We start from the raw sequence: 16,462 nt of genomic DNA, 5'->3' as shown, positions 1-16,462 counted from the left end.
CCAACTTGCCTCGGGCCAACTCAGTCCCCGGGAGTCAGATGCCGGTGCCTGCCCAGATGGTGGGACCAGGTAAATGGAGGCGGTTAAAAACAGAAAGGGCGCCATGGCGCCCTTTTCATTAGCAAAGCCGTCTCAGCTCTTGCTCTGGCAGTTGAACATCCAGCGGGTGCCGAACTTGTCCACCAGAGAGCCGAAATAGTCGCCCCAGAACATCTCCTGCAGCGCCATCTCCACCTGGCCGCCCTCCCCCAGGGCCGCAAACAGCCGGTCGGTCTCGGCCCGGCTGTCCGGCTCCAGGTTGAGGTAGCTGTTGTTGCCCTGCACCAGGGTGAATCCCATGCTGGCGGGGGCGTCCGTGCCCATCAGCACATGGCCGCCCAGGATCGCCAACTCCACATGCATCACCAGATCGCCATCTTCCTGTGACAGGGGCGGCTGACCCGGGCAGCCGGGGGACTCCTTGAATCTGTGGATGGGGCCGTTGAACTCGCCGCCGAACACCTCGCGGTAGAAGAGGAAGGCCGCCTCCGTCTCCCGGGCAAAATTGAGATAGGTACTGACACGCGCCATGATGAGCTCCTTGGTCATTGATAGCGGATTTCGAGGCCAGCTATCAGCATAGAAGAGCCGACGCCACCCCTGTCGTTCACTACACCAGTGAGTCCTGAGTGGTGGTTTCCCTCGTTTCCCCATGAGTACCTGGCTGATATTTCATGAAAAAAAGAGCAACCCGACCCCGCCGAGGGTTGCACCTCGTTACCCATCCCGAAAACATGCATACAACCCATTAATATTTCGGTGAAAACATGTATCGAGTCCTATTCATAGGCTCAATCCACCGGGTCATTTGGCATAGGAAAATTCAACAATGTAGCCAGGACATTAAAATTTCTTGCTTGAAGGTTGCACCTGGTTGCGCCATTCTCGGCAAAATTTAACCGTCCGGTAATATTGTTACCTTCTAGACACAGGAAGTCCCATGGCCACTACCACCCTCGGCGTTAAACTCGATGAAGCGACCCGCGACCGTCTCAAGCAGGCCGCCCAGACTCTGGATCGCACCCCCCACTGGCTGATCAAGCAGGCGATCTTCACCTATCTGGAGCAGCTGGAGCGTGGCCTGACCCCGCCCGAGCAGTCCGGTCTGGCCGCTGCCGCCGGGGAAGAGGCCATCGAGACCCTGACCGAGCAGGGGATCCAGGTCTTCCTCGAGTTTGCCGAGAGCATCTTGCCGCAGTCCGTGCTGCGCGCCGCCATCACCTCCGCCTATCGCCGCCCCGAGACCGAGGCCGTGCCCATGCTGCTGGAGCAGGCCCGCCTGCCCAAGGAGAAGGCCGAGGCCACCCAGAAGCTGGCCCTCGGCATCGCCGAGAAGCTGCGCAACCAGAAGAGCGCCAGCGGCCGTCAGGGCCTGGTGCAAGGTCTGCTGCAGGAGTTCTCCCTCTCCTCCCAGGAAGGGGTGGCATTGATGTGTCTGGCTGAGGCGCTGCTGCGCATCCCCGACAAGGCGACCCGCGATGCCCTGATCCGTGACAAGATAAGCGGTGGCAACTGGAGCCAGCATCTGGGCCAGAGTGCCTCCCTGTTCGTCAACGCCGCCTCCTGGGGCCTGCTCATCACCGGCAAGCTGGTGGCCACCCACAACGAGGCTGGCCTCAACAGCTCCCTCAAGGGGCTGATCGGCAAGGGCGGCGAGCCGCTGATCCGCAAGGGTGTGGACATGGCGATGCGCCTGATGGGCGAGCAGTTCGTCACCGGCGAGACCATAGCCGAGGCGCTGGCGAACGCGGGCAACATGGAAAACCGGGGCTTCCGCTACTCCTACGACATGCTGGGGGAAGCGGCCCTGACCGAGGAGGATGCCAAGCGCTATCTCGCCTCCTACGAGCAGGCCATCCACGCTATCGGCAAGGCCTCCCACGGCCGCGGCATCTATGAGGGCCCGGGCATCTCCATCAAGCTCTCCGCCCTGCACCCACGCTACAGCCGCGCCCAATACGATCGCGTCATGGAAGAGCTCTACCCCACCCTGCTGGGCCTGACCCAGCTCGCCAGGCAGTATGACATCGGCATCAACATAGACGCCGAGGAGGCCGATCGGCTGGAGATCTCCCTCGACCTGCTGGAGAAACTCTGCTTCGACCCGTCTCTCGCGGACTGGAACGGCATCGGCTTCGTCATCCAGGCCTATCAGAAACGCTGCCCCTATGTGATCGACTACGTCATCGATCTCGCCAAGCGCAGCCGTCACCGCCTGATGATCCGGCTGGTAAAGGGCGCCTACTGGGACAGCGAGATCAAGCGCGCCCAGCAGGATGGCCTGGAGGGTTACCCCGTCTATACCCGCAAGCCCTACACCGATGTCTCCTATCTGGCCTGCGCCCGCAAGCTGCTGGCGGTGCCCGAGTCCATCTATCCCCAGTTCGCCACCCACAACGCCCATTCACTGTCGGCCATCTACCAGCTGGCGGGGCAAAACTACTACCCGGGCCAGTACGAGTTCCAGTGCCTGCACGGCATGGGTGAGCCGCTCTACGAACAGGTGGTCGGCAAGGTCGCCGACGGCAAGCTGGGTCGCCCCTGCCGCATCTATGCGCCGGTCGGCAGCCACGAGACCCTGCTCGCCTACCTGGTGCGCCGCCTGCTGGAGAACGGGGCCAACACCTCCTTCGTCAACCGCATCGCGGACAACAGCATCTCCCTGCAGGATCTGGTGCAGGATCCGGTACAGCAGATCGAGCAGATGGCCGCCCGTGAAGGCAGCCTGGGTCTGCCCCACCCGCGCATTCCCCTGCCCCGTGAGCTGTACGGCGAAGCCCGCCCGAACTCCGCCGGTCTGGATCTCGCGAACGAGCACCGTCTGGGGTCGCTGTCTGCCGCCCTGCTCGCCAGCACCAACACCGTCTATCAGGCCCTGCCCATGTTGGGTAATGAACAGCCGGGCTGCGACATCGACGCACCGACCCAGTTCCAGCACGTGGTCAACCCGGCGGATCACCGCGACGTCGTCGGTCAGGTGAGCGAAGCCACGGTAGAGCTGGTGGACCAGGCCCTCGCCTGTGCTCTCTCCAGCGGCCAGATCTGGCAATCGACTCCGCCGGCCGAACGAGCCGCCGTGCTGGAGCGCGCCGCCGATCTGATGGAGTCCGAGCTGCAACCCCTGATGGGCCTGCTGGTGCGCGAATCCGGCAAGACCTTCGCCAACGCCATCGCCGAGGTGCGCGAGGCGGTGGACTTCCTGCGCTACTACGCCGCCCAGGCGCGCAACCACTTCGCCAACGAGAGCCACAGACCGCTCGGCCCCGTAGTCTGCATCAGCCCCTGGAACTTCCCGCTGGCCATCTTCAGCGGCCAGGTCTGCGCGGCGCTCGCCGCCGGCAATACTGTGCTCGCCAAACCGGCGGAGCAGACCCCCCTCATCGCCGCCCAGGCGGTGCGCATCCTGCGTGAGGCGGGCGTCCCCGCCGGTGCGGTGCAACTGCTGCCGGGCCGCGGTGAAACCGTGGGCGCAGCCCTTATAGCGGACGAGCGGGTCCGTGGCGTCATGTTCACCGGCTCCACCGAGGTGGCAGGCATCATCTCCCGCAACCTGGCCGGTCGCCTCGACGCCCAGGGCCGCACCATACCGCTCATCGCCGAGACCGGCGGCCAGAACGCCATGATTGTCGACTCCTCCGCCCTGACCGAACAGGTGGTGATGGACGTCATCTCCTCGGCGTTCGACAGCGCCGGTCAGCGCTGCTCCGCCCTGCGGGTGCTGTGCGTGCAGGACGATGTGGCCGAGCGGGTGATCCGCATGCTCAAGGGCGCCATGGCCGAGTACAAGGTCGGCAGCCCCGAGCACCTCTCCACCGACATAGGCCCTGTCATCGACGCCGAGGCCAAGGCCAACATAGAGCGCCACATCAAGGCCATGGGGGACAAGGGTCGCCGGGTGCACCAGATTGCCCGCACCCAAGAAGGCGCCTGCAACCGCGGCACCTTCGTGCTGCCGACCCTGATCGAACTCGACAGCCTGGATGAGCTGGGCTCGGAGGTGTTCGGCCCGGTGCTGCACCTGGTGCGCTACCCCCGCGCCAAGCTCGGCGAGCTGCTCGCGCAGATCAACGACAGCGGCTACGGCCTGACCCTGGGGGTCCATACCCGCATCGACGAGACCATAGCCCAGGTGGTCAACACCGCCAAAGTCGGCAACCTCTACGTCAACCGCAACATAGTGGGCGCCGTGGTCGGGGTGCAGCCGTTCGGCGGCGAGGGCCTCTCCGGCACAGGTCCCAAGGCCGGTGGCCCGCTCTACATGTACCGTCTGCTCGGGGCGCGTCCTCAGGAGGCGGTGACCAGCCAGCTTCGCCAGGAGCAGGGGGCAACCCCGCAAGCCGAGGCCGCCAAACCGGCACTGCTGGCCTTGCGTGGCTGGGCGAGCAAGCAGGCCCCGGCACTGGTGGCCCTGTGCGATCGCTACGGCGAGCTGGCACTGAGCGGCCTGACCCAGCTGCTGGTCGGCCCCACCGGCGAGCGCAACAGCTACAGCCTGCTACCCCGGGAGCGGGTGCTCTCCCTAGCCGAGGACAAAACGGATCTGCTGGCCCAGCTGGCAGCCTGTCTGGCGGTCGGGACGCAAGTGCTGTGGCAGGACAATGCCCAGAACCGCACCCTGCTGGCCAGCCTGCCCAGCGAGGTACAAGGGCGTATCCAGCTGGTGGCAGACTGGGCCAACAGCGAGGTTGGCTTCGATGCCCTGCTGCACCACGGCGACTCGGATCAGCTGCGGGAAGTGGCCAAGCTTGCCGCCGCCCGTGCTGGCGCCATCGTCGGCGTGCACGGCCTGCACCGTGGCGAGACCGACATCCCCCTGGAGCGCCTGCTGATCGAGCACGCCCTTTCGGTCAACACCGCCGCCGCCGGTGGCAACGCCAGCCTGATGACCATAGGCTAAGCGCCACATAGTGAAAGAGACCCAGGCCCCGCAGACGCGGGGCTTGTTTTTGCAGAGCCTTGCGCACAGAAACAGAAAGGCCGTTCGTGACATCGCACGAACGGCCTTTCTGTTGATTCGGTGAGGCTTGCCGTCTGATGACGCCGCGTCACTCGAATGTCCGAATACGCTTCGCTATTCGAACCTACACATATTCCATGAAGACGCGGGAAGTGAGCTTGGTGATCAGCTCATAAGGAATGGTGCCAATCTCCTCGGCGACCCGCTCCACCGGCAAGCCTTCGCCCCAGAGTACGGCCTCGTCGCCGGCCTTGTCGGTGGCGCCAGGGCCGAGATCCACTGTGGTCATATCCATGGAGACCCGACCCACCAGGGGCACTATGCGGCCATTGACCAGCACAGAGGTGCCGTTGGGCGCCATGCGGGGATAGCCGTCGCCGTAACCGATGGCGATGACGCCGAGTCGGGTATCCCGGGTCGACACCCAGTTGGCGCCATAGCCCACAGGCTCCCCCGCCTTGTGATCCCGCACCGCGATGAGCTGGGTCTTGAGGGTCATCACCGGCTTGAGGTCGTAATCCGCCGCTACCGTATTCGGGAAGGGGGAGACGCCGTAGAGGATGACGCCGGGGCGCACCCAGTCGCAGTGGGAGTCCGGCCAGGCCAGGATACCCGCCGAGTTCGCCATGGCGCGCTCGCCTTTGAGCGGCGCGGTCAGGCGGCTGAAGAGATCGATCTGCTCACGGGTGGTGGGCTGATCCAGCTCATCGGAGCGGCTGAAGTGGGTCATGATGTTGAACGGCTGCACCACGTTCTTGCAGCGGGCCAGCCGCTCGATAAAGGCGGGCATCTCCTCGGCCCGCACCCCGAGCCGGTGCATGCCGGTGTCGAGCTTGAGCCAGGCCACCACGGGGGCCGGCAGCTCGGCCTGCTCCAGCGCCTCGAGCTGCTCCCAGGTGTGTACCGCGGTCTGCAGGTTGTTGGCCGCAAGCACGGGCAAGTCTGCGCTCGAGAAGAAGCCTTCCAGCAGCACTATGGGTTTGACCACGGCGCAAGAGCGCAGCATCAGCGCCTCCTCGATGCGGGCCACCGCATAGGCGTCCGCATCCACCAGGGTGCGGGCCACCGGCAGCAGGCCATGGCCATAGGCGTTGGCCTTGACCACGGCGATGATCTTGCAGGAAGGAGCGTGGCGCTTGACCACGGCGAGGTTGTGGCGCAGGGCCGAGGTATCGATTTGGGCAATAGCCGCTTTCATCTGTTTTCCCTTACGAGGGCATGATGGCGCACCTGCGCCAGGCACCGAGTGGTGTCATCCCTTAATAGTCATCGTCTAAGGCCGGACCGGCAGAATTGTCGAACCGGGAAAACTGTGTCTGGTATCCGGGGCGATCTCGACCCCGGCTTAGTAGTCATCATCAAACGCCGGGCCGGCATAGTTGTCGAACCGGGAGAACTGACCCTGGAAGGTGAGCCGCACCCGGCCTATGGGGCCATTACGCTGCTTGCCGATGATGATCTCGGCAATCCCCTTGTCGGGACTGTCGTCGTGATACACCTCATCGCGGTAGATGAACATGATCAAATCCGCGTCCTGCTCGATGGAGCCTGATTCACGAAGGTCCGAGTTGACCGGCCGCTTGTCGGCCCGCTGCTCCAGGCTTCGGTTCAGCTGGGAGAGCGCCACCACCGGGCATTGCAGCTCCTTCGCCAAGGCCTTGAGGGAGCGGGAGATTTCACCGATTTCCAGGGTTCTGTTGTCAGACAGCGCCGGCACCCGCATCAGCTGCAGGTAGTCGATCATGATCATCGAGAGACCGCCGTGCTCGCGGGCGATGCGACGGGCACGGGAGCGCACGTCGGTCGGGGTCAGGCCGGAGGCGTCATCTATGTACATCTTGCCCTTCTCGAGCAGCAGCCCCATGGTGGAGGAGAGGCGCGCCCAATCTTCGTCGTCGAGCTGGCCGGTCCGCACCTTGGTCTGGTCGATGCGCCCGACCGAGGCAAGCATACGCATGATGATCTGCTCGGAGGGCATCTCCAGGGAGAAGATCAGCACCGGCTTGTCGGCGGTGAGGGCCGCGTGCTCGCACAGGTTCATGGCAAAGGTCGTCTTGCCCATGGAGGGACGGGCGGCGACTATGATGAGGTCCGAGCGCTGCAGGCCGGCGGTCATCTTGTCGAGATCGCCATAACCGCTGGAGACCCCGGTCACCCCGTTGTGGGGGGTCTTGAACAGCTCCTCAATCTTGTCGACCGTCTGCTCCAGAATGAGCTTCAGGGGCTGCGGGCCCTCGTTGGCGCTGGAGCGCTGCTCGGCGATCTTGAACACCTTGCTCTCGGCCAGATCCAGCAGATCGCCTGAGGTGCGGCCCTGGGGCTCGTAACCCGCTTCGACTATCTCGTTGGCGACCGAGATCATCTCCCGCACCACGGCCCGCTCACGCACTATCTCGGCGTAGGCATTGATGTTGGCGGCGCTCGGGGTGTTCTTGGCGATCTCCACCAGATAGGCGAAGCCACCGGACTCTTCCAACTGCTCGGAGCGCTCCAGCTCCTCCTGCAGTGTGATGAGATCGATGGGGTTGCCCGCATTGGAGAGGCGGGTCATGGCCTGGAAGATCAGGCGGTGGGGACGGCTGTAGAAATCCTTGTCGATCACCCGCTCGGCCACCCGATCCCAGGCCTCGTTATCCAGCATCAGGCCGCCCAGTACGGACTGCTCGGCCTCAAAAGAGTGGGGGGGAACTTTCAGCTGTTGTGTCTTGGCGTCTTTTTTCGCCGTCACTTGCTCTGCCATACACATAAAAACCGCAGCGGGAAGGGGACGGGAATTTTACAAAAGAAACCCCGCCATCGCGAGCGCTAATGCGCGCTATTCACCTCATCCGTTGGCCTGCCTCCTCCCAGGTGGCCGGCTCATCGGGTCCTGGGGCCCTCCTTGCCCCTCATAGCACGAGGAAGGGCCAGACCAGGGTCTGATCCTTCGCCTTGGATTTGAGCTTGTTGCGCAGTCTGCGCACCGAACGACTCGGTCGTCTGTTTCTCATGGGCATCCTCCTTGGCACCCCCGGGAGGGGCAATCTGTTCATGAATAATTCATGCCAGACATGTTAATCATACCCGCAAGCTGCAACACAAAAAGGGACCGGCAGCCTGCCATGCGCCTCGCTGAGCTTGCACAAGCAGAGCATGCCCCCACCTACATGAGAGTGAAAGAGTCAAAATGAAAAAGATGCTGACCCTGTTTGCCGTGATCCTGGCCATTGGCCTTGGGGCACCCATAGCCGAGGCCAAGAAATTTGGTGGCGGCAAATCCTTTGGCAAGAGCTACAAGACGGCACCGGCCCAACCGGCACCTACTGCTGCTCCCGTGAATGGCAAGAACCCGACCCTGGCTGCGGCGCCCAAGAAGAGCGGCATGATGGGTGGCCTGCTGGGCGGCCTGCTGGCCGGTGGCCTGTTCGCTTACCTGCTGGGCAGTGGCGCCTTCGAAGGCCTGCAGGGCATGGACTTCCTGCTGATCGCCCTGCTGGCACTCGGTGCCGTGTTCCTGATCCGCGCCCTGCGCAAGAACAAGGCGGCAGCAACCCCACCACAGGCGGCCTATGCGGGCTATCAGCCACCGTCGGCGCCGCAGCAGTTCGAGCAGAGCAACGGCGCCCCGCAGGCGACCGGCTTTGCCGACAGCGACGTCCCCTTCCGCCTGCCGCCAGGCTTTGACATGAACGGTTTCCTGTCCGGTGCCCGCGATCACTATCGCACCCTGCAAGAGGCCTGGAACAAGAACGATCTGGAGAAGGTACGCGAGTACGTGAGCCCGGAGCTGTTCCAGCACCTCCAGGCCGAGCGCGCCGAACTGACCGGCGAGCAGCACACCGAAGTGATGTATGTGGACACCCAGCTGGTGCGTGCCGACTACGGCAGCGACTGGGCCCAGGTCAGCGTGCGCTTCAGCGGTCGCTATATGGACCGTCAGGAGCAGGTCGAGGAGGACATCAAGGAGGTGTGGCACCTCGAGCGCAACCTGGCCAAGGACAATGCCCCCTGGCACATCGTCGGTATCGAGCAGCTCTAAGCACGCCCGTCCGGCAAGCATGATAAAGGCGACCTCAGGGTCGCCTTTTTATTGCCATCACACTCATCACAGCTGGCCATGGAATATTCCCCCCTCCCTGTGAGGGGCCGAGAATAATCGCCTTCAGCCCGTGTTGATGACCTTGAAAATAAAAAAAGAGGCAGCCATGGCTGCCTCTTTTTTGTTATTGGCCCAAGGCCGCTCTATTATTTGCAGCCATCAGTCGAGGCGGAATTCACATAACTGACCTCGCCGGCCGGCTGATAATCGGCCACCTGTATGGTCTTCTTCGCCGCGATATAATCCTTCAACACCCCGGCATCCACCAGACCGGCGTTGATGGTATTGATCTTCGGATAGCCGTCGCCACCGGCCGCGCTGAAGCTCGGGATGGAGAAGCTGTAGCTGGCCGCAGGATCGAAGGCCTTGCCGCCCACGCTGGTGATGGTCACGCTCTTGGCCTGGCAGTCCACCGCCATGTTGATGCCACCAAACTGGGCATAGCCGCCGGTGTTGACTGTCTTGGTCGCCACCAGGCCCAGATAGGTTGCCAGCTCGCTGCCGCTCATGGTCGCCTTGTTGACCGTGTTGCCGAACGGATGCACTGTCAGCACGTCGCGATAGCTGATGTCGCCAGCCGCGATGGAGGCACGCACGCCGCCGGAGTTGACGATGCCAAAGTCGGTGCTCAGCTTCTCGGCAGTGGCCGTGGTGATGAGGCGACCCAGGTTGGTCTGCTTGTTGCGCACGTTGGCACGCTCGCCGTCCAGCACGCCGTCGGTGGAGCCTATCACCACGCCCAGCTCCTGCTGACCCTTCTCCTGATAGGTGAGCAGGGTGTTGTAGAGCTCGGGATCCTTGGTGATCTCTTCCTGAATGAAGGCACCGCCAGCGTCTTTGAGATTGACCGGGATGAGATCGTACTGGGTCAGGGTCAGCTTGCCATTCTGGTAGTCAAACTGGGCGCGGCCCACATACTTGCCCCACTCGTGGGCCTGCATGATCCAGGTGCCGTTCTGCTGATCCGGCAGGCAGTCGTCACCCGGCTTGAAGTCGGCGTACTTGTCCGCCGTGCCCGGCTCCATGCAGACCGGGTTCTGGGAGTGACCGCCTATGATGGCGTCCAGGGTGCCGGCCGGCAGCGCGCGCGCCATCTCCACATCCCCAGGGGCATTGCTGCCGTGCTGGCCATTCTCGTAGTGACCCATGTGGGTGATGGCCAGGACCAGGTTCGCCTCTTTGTTGTCGCGGATCTGCTTGCCGAGCTTGGCCGCTTCCGTGGTCGGATCGCGGAACTCCAGGGTCTGGACGTTGTTGGGATCCACCAGCTGGGCGGTGTCTTCTGTGGTCAGCCCCAGCACGGCGACCTTGAGGCCGTTCTCCAGCTTGAACACCTTGTAGGGGTCGAAGTAGCGCTTGCCGCTGGCCTTGCCGTAGATGTTGGCGGAGATCATGGGGAACTTGGCCCACTCACGCTGTTTCTCGAGGATGCTCAGGGGGTTGTCGAACTCGTGGTTGCCCACCGCCATGGCATCGTAGCGGATGCTGTTCATGGCCATGAAGTCCGGCTCCGCATCCTGCAGATCCGACTCCGGCACCCCTGTGTTCACGTCGCCACCGGAGAGCACCAGCACCTCGCTGCCTGCCGCCTTGGCCTCCCCACGCAGGCGTTCAACCAGGGTCTTCTGGGCTGCCATGCCATATTCACCCTTGTCGTTGTGCCAGAAACGACCGTGGGTATCATTGGTGTGCAAAATGGTCAGCTTGCAGACATTTTCGCTGCAGGGGGCGACACTTTCATTTTGTGAGGTATTACAGCCACTCAGCGCGGCGAGCACAGCCAGCGCGACAGTTCCTTTGACAAATTTATAATTCATTTCCATATCACCTTGTTATTTTGTTATTGGACGACCCAAGCCATTAGGTCGGGCGCTAATATAACAAACAACATGTGACGCTTTTTCATCGGTGACTCACAAATTCCGCCAAATGTGATCACCAGCGCAACCTGTCTCCTCATATTTCCATCACTAGTCAATCTCCTGCCGCCTCATTTCCCCCCGCAGGGATGGCAGCCTGCCGGAAACAGTTATGGCATACTTCCCGCCAATCGATGCCAAGGAGAGCCGTGAATGGCAAAGTACGACAAGATTTCCCCCGAGACCCAGCAGGAGGCGATGAAGGTAGCCCGCGCCAACCAGAAACCGGGGCAGACCAAGGAGCAGACCCAGCTGATCGCCCAGGGGATCCAGAAGGGCATAGACGAATACAAGAAACAGATGAAGGCGCGGGCCCGGGAGGCGAGCCGCCAGAAGAAGCAGCAAGCCAGGACGAAGCAGCCACAGCAGGGCGAGCATGAGGAAGAGGCCCAGGAGATAGAGCTTGTCGAGATCAGCCGCCAGCACCCGTTGCCATGGGTATTGCTGGTACTGAGCTGGCTGGCATTTGGCTGTGCCTGGATCTGGCTGCGCTGATCCCTTGCCTGGCAAACCTTTGCCCTGGGATCGGCCTCACAGCCCGGGGCCGGCGCGCTGGTCATCCCTAGCCCCGGCTGCTTACACTCTTCCCCCCGTTGTCTGGAGACCCCCATCATGAATCCGGCCCCCCTCTATCTGCTGGCCCCCCTTGTCCTCTTTATCGTGACCCTGGTGCTCTATCGCATCTCGCCCCTGCGAGCGGTCGCCGCCGGCAACGCCCGCTGGTTTATCCTGCCCGCCTTCACCCTCTTCATCCTGCTGATCATCATCAACGGGGCGGCAGATCCGACCCTGCGCAGTCCCGGCTTTCACTGGCTGATGCCGGGGCTTGGCTTCGCGCTCTGCCTGTTCCCGGCACTGCCCAAGGCGCTGGTGCCGCGCCTGGCCATCAAGGAAGGAGCCTTCGCCGCCCTGGGCCTGATGCTGATGAGCCTGGCCATGGTCTATTGATTTCGATTGCACGGGCTTTTTCATGACCTGAGGGGCGCCCTGTGACGGGCGCCCCTTGTACAAACAATGGGCGATAGGCATCTTGGTGAGAGGGTAACCAGCCAGGAGGCCAGATGGACAATCCGCCCGATTTCATGGCGCAGTGGGATTATCAGGATCCCGCCGCCAGCGCCCTGCGTTTTCACGCGCTTCTTCCTGCGGCGCGCGCCGCCGCCGACCTGCAACTCGAGCTTGAGCTGCTGACCCAACTGGCCCGCACCCACTCCCTGCAACGCCAGTTTGCACAGGCGCACCAACTGCTCGACGAGATAGAGCCCCGCCTCACCGAGGCCACCCCGCGAGCACGGCTGCGCACCTTGCTGGAACGGGGGCGGACGTTCAACTCGGCCGGCGACAAGGCCAGCGCCAGGACGCTGTTCGAGCAGGGGTGGCAACTCGGGCTCAAGCTGGGGGAGACAGGGCTCGCCATAGACTCGGCCCACATGGTGGGCATCGCCGCCCCGCTGGAAGAGCAGAGCCGCTGGCATCAATTGGCGATGACCCTGGCCGAGCGCAGTGCCGACGATAAGGTGCGCGGCTGGCTGCCCAGCCTCTACAACAATCAGGGCTGGACCCTGTTCGAGCTGGGACGCTTTGAGGAGGCCAGGGCCTGCCAGCAGAAGTGCCTGGCCTGGCACCAGCAGCACAGCAATCAGGGCAAGGCCTTTATCGCCCGCTGGAGCCTGGCACGGCTGAGCCGGGCGCAGGGATTGCACGAACAGGCGATGGCCGAGCTGAGCCAGCTGAAGGCCGACATGGCCGAGGCCAGCGCGCCGGAAGATGGCTATCTGTTCGAGGAGCTGGGGGAGAACGGCCTGATGCTGGACGATCCGGCCGCCCCCGAATACTTCGCCCGCGCCTGGTTCCTGCTCTCGCGGGATGGCTGGCTGCAAGCCAACGAGGCGGAGCGGCTGGCCAGGCTCAAGCGCCTCGCCAAGCTCTGACGGCGCTCCACAAAAAGAGCGGGCGGCCAATTGGCCGCTCCGCTCACCAGCGCATCTGCCCAGGATGATGGATGCCATCCCCCCACATCAGGCCAGGCTCGCCTCTTCCCAGCCCTGCTTCTTGCGATAAATGGTCGAGGGGCTGATCTCCAGCAGCGCCGCCGCCTTGGGGATGTTACCGTCACAGCTGGCGATGGCCTGCTCTATGGCCTCCTTCTCCACCAGCCAGAGCGGGCGCACCGGCAGCGGGATCGACATGGGCTCGGTCTGGATCTCGGGGGTTTCCTCGGCGGGGGCAGGCACCACGAGCGCACGACCGCCGTTGAGCGGCGGTGGCAGTATCTCCTTGCTCACCAGCTCGCGATCGTTGAGCACCACTATGTTGCGCACCACGTTCTGCAGCTCGCGCACGTTGCCGGGCCAGGGGTAGTCGAGCAGCACCCGCACGGCATCGGCATCGAAATCCCGGAAGCGCTTGTGCTCCTCCTTGGCATATCGCAGCAGGAGGTCGCGCGCCAGCAGCAGTATGTCTTCACCGCGCTCGCGCAGGGGAGGCAGGGGGAGCGGTATCACGTGCAGCCGGTAGTAAAGATCCTCGCGAAAACGCCCCGCTTTGACCTCCACCAGGGGATCCCGGTTGGTGGCGCAGACGAAACGCACGTCCACCGTCTCCACCTTGCCACTGCCGACCCGCTGCAGGGTGCCGGTCTGGATGAAGCGCAGCAGCTTGCTCTGCAGGTCGAGATCCATCTCGCAGATCTCGTCGAGGAAGAGGGTGCCGCCGTCCGCCAGGCTGGCCGCCCCCTTGCGATCCCCCTGGGCACCGGTAAAGGATCCCTTCACATGGCCGAAGATCTCGCTCTCCATCAGATCGTGGGGAATGGCGGCGCAGTTGAGCGCGATGAAGGGCTGATCCCGGCGCGGGCTGCACTGGTGGATCGCTTCGGCACAGACCTCCTTGCCGGTCCCGCTCTCCCCCGTGATGAAGACGGTCGCCTTGCTCGGCGCCGCGCTCTCTATGATGCGATAGACCGCCTGCATCGCCATGGAGGCGCCGATGAAGCCCGCAAAGGAGCTGCGCTCGAAGTTCTCCCTGTACTGGGCCACCAGCGAGCTGAGCTGCTGATGTTTGAAGGCGTTGCGGGCGGTGGCGCACAGCCGCTTGCCGTCGAACGGCTTGGTCAGGAAGTCGAAGGCACCGCAGCGCATCGCCTCCACCGCCACGTCCACCGAGCCGTGGGCGGTGATAACCACCACCGAGCAGGGCAGTTGCTGCTCGGTGATCTGCTGCAATATGGCCATGCCGGACATGTCGGGCAGTTCGAGGTCGAGCAGCACCACGGGGGGCGGGCTGGCCAGCAACTGCGCCAGTGCCTGCTGGCCGCAATCGGCCAGCAGCACCTCATAGCCATCCTGAACCAGGTACTGCTCATAGACGACGGCCAGACTGCGGGTATCTTCCACCAGCAGGACACGGGGTTTGCTTTCAGCCACGAGATCCATCCTTGCGATTGATTTTGTTGTCTATTCTGGGGGCTAGCCGCCACACACTCAAGACGGGTCCCTGCTTTCTCCGGCCTATCCTGGCGCGACACAAGTAAAAACGGCTCCCTGGGGAGCCGTTTTTATCGCATTGACTGCTTATTTCTTCGCATCGGCGCCATCGGCAGCCGGCTTTTCGATGGCCAGCAGCTCGACGTCAAATACCAGCACGGCATTGGCCGGGATGGAGCCTGCACCGTGCTCGCCATAGGCCAGCTTGGACGGCAGGAAGAATTTGAACTTGGAACCGACCGGCATCAGCTGCACGCCTTCGGTCCAGCCCGGGATCACCTGGTTGAGCGGGAAGGTAGCCGGCTCGCCGCGATCGACGGAGCTGTCGAACTTGGTGCCATCGGTCAGGGTACCGGTGTAGTGTACCTTGACGATGTCGGTGGCCTTGGGCTTGGCGCCGTCACCCAGCTTCTCGACCTGATACTGCAGGCCGGATTCGGTGCTCTTCACGCCCTCTTTCTTGGCGTTGGCGGCCAGGTACTCTTCACCCTTCTTCAGGTTGTCCACCGCATCCTTGTCAGCCTTGGCCTTGGTCAACTCGTTGATCTTGGCGTCGTATTCCTGCAGGACCTTCTGGATCTCCTCGTCAGTCATGCTGGCTTCCTTGCCCAGACCGTCGGTCACCCCCTTGAGGATGACGCTGTTGTCCAGCTTGATGCCGAGCTCCTGCTGACGTTCCAGGGTATTGGCGATATAACGACCCATGGAGAGGCCGATCGCATAGCCGGATTGCTCTTCAAAGCTCTTGGCTGCTGCCTTGGGGGCCTCTGCCGGCTTGCTGGCTTCTGCCTTGACCTCTGCGGTATTGGCAGCAGGCTTCTCATCTTTTTGGCAAGCAGTCAGACTCACGGCAACGGCCGCAGCCAACAGGGACACCTTCAGAAAATTGTTCATCAGTTTCTCCAAAACTCTAAATACCGCTCTCGGTTCCTTCGTGAAATGAGAGGTTTATCGTGATAAGCGCCTTATACTAACGCCGTGATCGCAGGTAACGAAAGCATGAGACAGGAAAAATGATCAAAAGTGCCATTTATCTCATCGGTATCTGCCTGATGCTGACAGGGTGCGAACAGAGCTCACTTCCCGGCCAGCAGATCCGCCTCGCCAACCAGGGCTTGCTGAGTGCGGATCTCGCAAGCTCCGGCAAGCAGGCCATCGTCTCCAGCCTGGGCCAGGGCACAGTGGTCTGGGATCTGGAACAGGGCAAGGAACGCTGGCGCTGGCGCCAGAGCGAGGACCAGGAAGAGTTCGTCACCCTCACCCGCTTCTCCCCGGGCGACAGCCACGCCATCACGGCCACCCAGCGCACCTTTGCCATCTGGCGCCTGCAAGATGGTCGCTCCCAAGGCTACTATTCACTTCCTGAATCCAGCCTGAGGGATGCGGCACTCTCGGCCGATGGCCGTCTGGTGCTGATCGGCCGCGAAGATGGCAAGGCGGAGCTGGTGGATACCCGCACCGGGCGCAGGCTGCAGTTCCTCGGCCATACCGAGCAGGTCAATACGGTGGATCTCTCCGCCAATGGTCGCTACGCCCTCACCGGCGGCAACGACTACAGCGCCTATCTGTGGGATACCCGCAGCGGCCAGGTGGTGTGGCGTTTCAATCATGGTGGCCGGGTGGTGATGGCGAGGCTGGATCCGGCGGGGCGCTTCGCCTTCACCGCCGACAGCCGTCAGGCCAGCATCTGGGATCTCAAGACCGGCAAGGAGGTGAGCCGGCTGCAGTTCGATCACCGCTTCGAGGTCTACACCAGCGCCCGGTTCGTCAAGGATGGCGACTGGCTCGTCACCGGCGCCCCCTCCCGCCAGCTCTCCCTGTGGCGGGTGAGCGATGGCAGCCTGCTGCAAAGCTGGCGCGTCTCTCCCCATCCCAAGGTGAAACCACCGAGCGCTGTGGTCTATGGCGTGGCTTTGCGCGACAATGGCCACCTCGTCAGCGCCAGCTCCAGTGGCCTGGCCGAAATCTGGACTATCAAGTAAGG

12 protein-coding genes are annotated in these 16,462 nt (G+C 63.0%); 6 read left to right on the top strand and 6 right to left on the bottom strand.

The window, feature by feature from the left end; all coding sequences use genetic code 11:
• Nucleotides 1-132 precede the first annotated feature (132 nt).
• Nucleotides 133-570: a VOC family protein gene (locus AB5Y91_RS11190; protein ID WP_111909834.1), complete on the bottom strand. Its 438-nt coding sequence runs from the start codon at nt 568-570 to the stop codon at nt 133-135.
• A gap of 409 nt (nt 571-979) precedes the next feature.
• Between AB5Y91_RS11190 and putA the strand changes: the two genes are divergently transcribed.
• Complete coding sequence (putA, locus tag AB5Y91_RS11185) at nt 980-4,936, top strand: trifunctional transcriptional regulator/proline dehydrogenase/L-glutamate gamma-semialdehyde dehydrogenase (RefSeq protein WP_368169814.1); 3,957 nt, start codon at nt 980-982, stop codon at nt 4,934-4,936.
• Nucleotides 4,937-5,120: 184 nt separating this feature from the next.
• Here putA and alr read toward each other — a convergent pair whose 3' ends face one another.
• A complete protein-coding gene (gene alr / locus AB5Y91_RS11180) occupies nt 5,121-6,194 on the bottom strand; it encodes an alanine racemase (protein WP_368169813.1) in 1,074 nt (357 codons plus the stop codon).
• Nucleotides 6,195-6,341: 147 nt separating this feature from the next.
• Nucleotides 6,342-7,736 carry a replicative DNA helicase gene (gene dnaB, locus AB5Y91_RS11175; RefSeq protein WP_368169812.1) on the bottom strand — a complete coding sequence of 465 codons (1,395 nt, stop codon included), beginning with the start codon at nt 7,734-7,736 and terminating at the stop codon, nt 6,342-6,344.
• Between the two features lie 426 nt (nt 7,737-8,162).
• Between dnaB and AB5Y91_RS11170 the strand changes: the two genes are divergently transcribed.
• Entirely contained in the window at nt 8,163-9,014 is an 852-nt protein-coding gene (locus tag AB5Y91_RS11170) for a Tim44 domain-containing protein (protein WP_106885968.1), read from the top strand.
• A gap of 206 nt (nt 9,015-9,220) precedes the next feature.
• Here the strand turns inward: AB5Y91_RS11170 and ushA are convergent, their stop codons facing one another.
• A complete protein-coding gene (gene ushA, locus AB5Y91_RS11165) occupies nt 9,221-10,891 on the bottom strand; it encodes a bifunctional UDP-sugar hydrolase/5'-nucleotidase UshA (RefSeq protein WP_368169811.1) in 1,671 nt (556 codons plus the stop codon).
• A 255-nt stretch (nt 10,892-11,146) separates the two neighbouring features.
• Here ushA and AB5Y91_RS11160 point away from each other — a divergent pair, with 255 nt between their 5' ends.
• The 3 genes from AB5Y91_RS11160 (at nt 11,147) to AB5Y91_RS11150 (ending at nt 12,924) form a co-directional block, all read left to right on the top strand.
• Nucleotides 11,147-11,488 carry a DUF2956 domain-containing protein gene (locus tag AB5Y91_RS11160; protein ID WP_139745955.1) on the top strand — a complete coding sequence of 114 codons (342 nt, stop codon included), beginning with the start codon at nt 11,147-11,149 and terminating at the stop codon, nt 11,486-11,488.
• Nucleotides 11,489-11,605: 117 nt separating this feature from the next.
• Nucleotides 11,606-11,941: a hypothetical protein gene (locus tag AB5Y91_RS11155; protein WP_163148731.1), complete on the top strand. Its 336-nt coding sequence runs from the start codon at nt 11,606-11,608 to the stop codon at nt 11,939-11,941.
• A 113-nt stretch (nt 11,942-12,054) separates the two neighbouring features.
• Nucleotides 12,055-12,924 carry a tetratricopeptide repeat protein gene (locus tag AB5Y91_RS11150; RefSeq protein WP_368169810.1) on the top strand — a complete coding sequence of 290 codons (870 nt, stop codon included), beginning with the start codon at nt 12,055-12,057 and terminating at the stop codon, nt 12,922-12,924.
• 87 nt (nt 12,925-13,011) lie between these two features.
• Here AB5Y91_RS11150 and AB5Y91_RS11145 read toward each other — a convergent pair whose 3' ends face one another.
• Nucleotides 13,012-14,418, bottom strand: a complete 1,407-nt coding sequence (locus tag AB5Y91_RS11145) for a sigma-54-dependent transcriptional regulator (RefSeq protein ID WP_368169809.1) — start codon at nt 14,416-14,418, stop codon at nt 13,012-13,014.
• Between the two features lie 147 nt (nt 14,419-14,565).
• Nucleotides 14,566-15,372, bottom strand: a complete 807-nt coding sequence (fkpA, locus tag AB5Y91_RS11140; RefSeq protein ID WP_111909827.1) for an FKBP-type peptidyl-prolyl cis-trans isomerase — start codon at nt 15,370-15,372, stop codon at nt 14,566-14,568.
• 119 nt (nt 15,373-15,491) lie between these two features.
• On the opposite strand from fkpA, the gene AB5Y91_RS11135 reads away from it, so the two are divergent.
• Nucleotides 15,492-16,460: a WD40 repeat domain-containing protein gene (locus AB5Y91_RS11135; RefSeq protein WP_106885963.1), complete on the top strand. Its 969-nt coding sequence runs from the start codon at nt 15,492-15,494 to the stop codon at nt 16,458-16,460.
• Nucleotides 16,461-16,462 lie beyond the last annotated feature (2 nt).

The organism is Aeromonas sp. R4-3, from assembly GCF_040908275.1.
GTDB lineage: Bacteria > Pseudomonadota > Gammaproteobacteria > Enterobacterales > Aeromonadaceae > Aeromonas > Aeromonas rivipollensis.
The sequence above is the reverse complement of the archived record's forward strand: the minus strand, read 5'-3'. Positions and strand labels throughout refer to the sequence as shown.

What these genes read in the sequence shown, in the direction of transcription:
- AB5Y91_RS11190 (WP_111909834.1), bottom strand. Translation starts at nt 570, where the DNA reads ATGGCGCGTGTCAGTACCTATCTCAATTTTGCCCGGGAGACGGAGGCG.
- fkpA (WP_111909827.1), bottom strand. Translation starts at nt 15,372, where the DNA reads ATGAACAATTTTCTGAAGGTGTCCCTGTTGGCTGCGGCCGTTGCCGTG.
- AB5Y91_RS11150 (WP_368169810.1), top strand. Translation starts at nt 12,055, where the DNA reads ATGGACAATCCGCCCGATTTCATGGCGCAGTGGGATTATCAGGATCCC.
- putA (WP_368169814.1), top strand. Translation starts at nt 980, where the DNA reads ATGGCCACTACCACCCTCGGCGTTAAACTCGATGAAGCGACCCGCGAC.
- ushA (WP_368169811.1), bottom strand. Translation starts at nt 10,891, where the DNA reads ATGAATTATAAATTTGTCAAAGGAACTGTCGCGCTGGCTGTGCTCGCC.
- AB5Y91_RS11135 (WP_106885963.1), top strand. Translation starts at nt 15,492, where the DNA reads ATGATCAAAAGTGCCATTTATCTCATCGGTATCTGCCTGATGCTGACA.
- AB5Y91_RS11155 (WP_163148731.1), top strand. Translation starts at nt 11,606, where the DNA reads ATGAATCCGGCCCCCCTCTATCTGCTGGCCCCCCTTGTCCTCTTTATC.
- AB5Y91_RS11160 (WP_139745955.1), top strand. Translation starts at nt 11,147, where the DNA reads ATGGCAAAGTACGACAAGATTTCCCCCGAGACCCAGCAGGAGGCGATG.
- dnaB (WP_368169812.1), bottom strand. Translation starts at nt 7,736, where the DNA reads ATGGCAGAGCAAGTGACGGCGAAAAAAGACGCCAAGACACAACAGCTG.
- AB5Y91_RS11170 (WP_106885968.1), top strand. Translation starts at nt 8,163, where the DNA reads ATGAAAAAGATGCTGACCCTGTTTGCCGTGATCCTGGCCATTGGCCTT.
- alr (WP_368169813.1), bottom strand. Translation starts at nt 6,194, where the DNA reads ATGAAAGCGGCTATTGCCCAAATCGATACCTCGGCCCTGCGCCACAAC.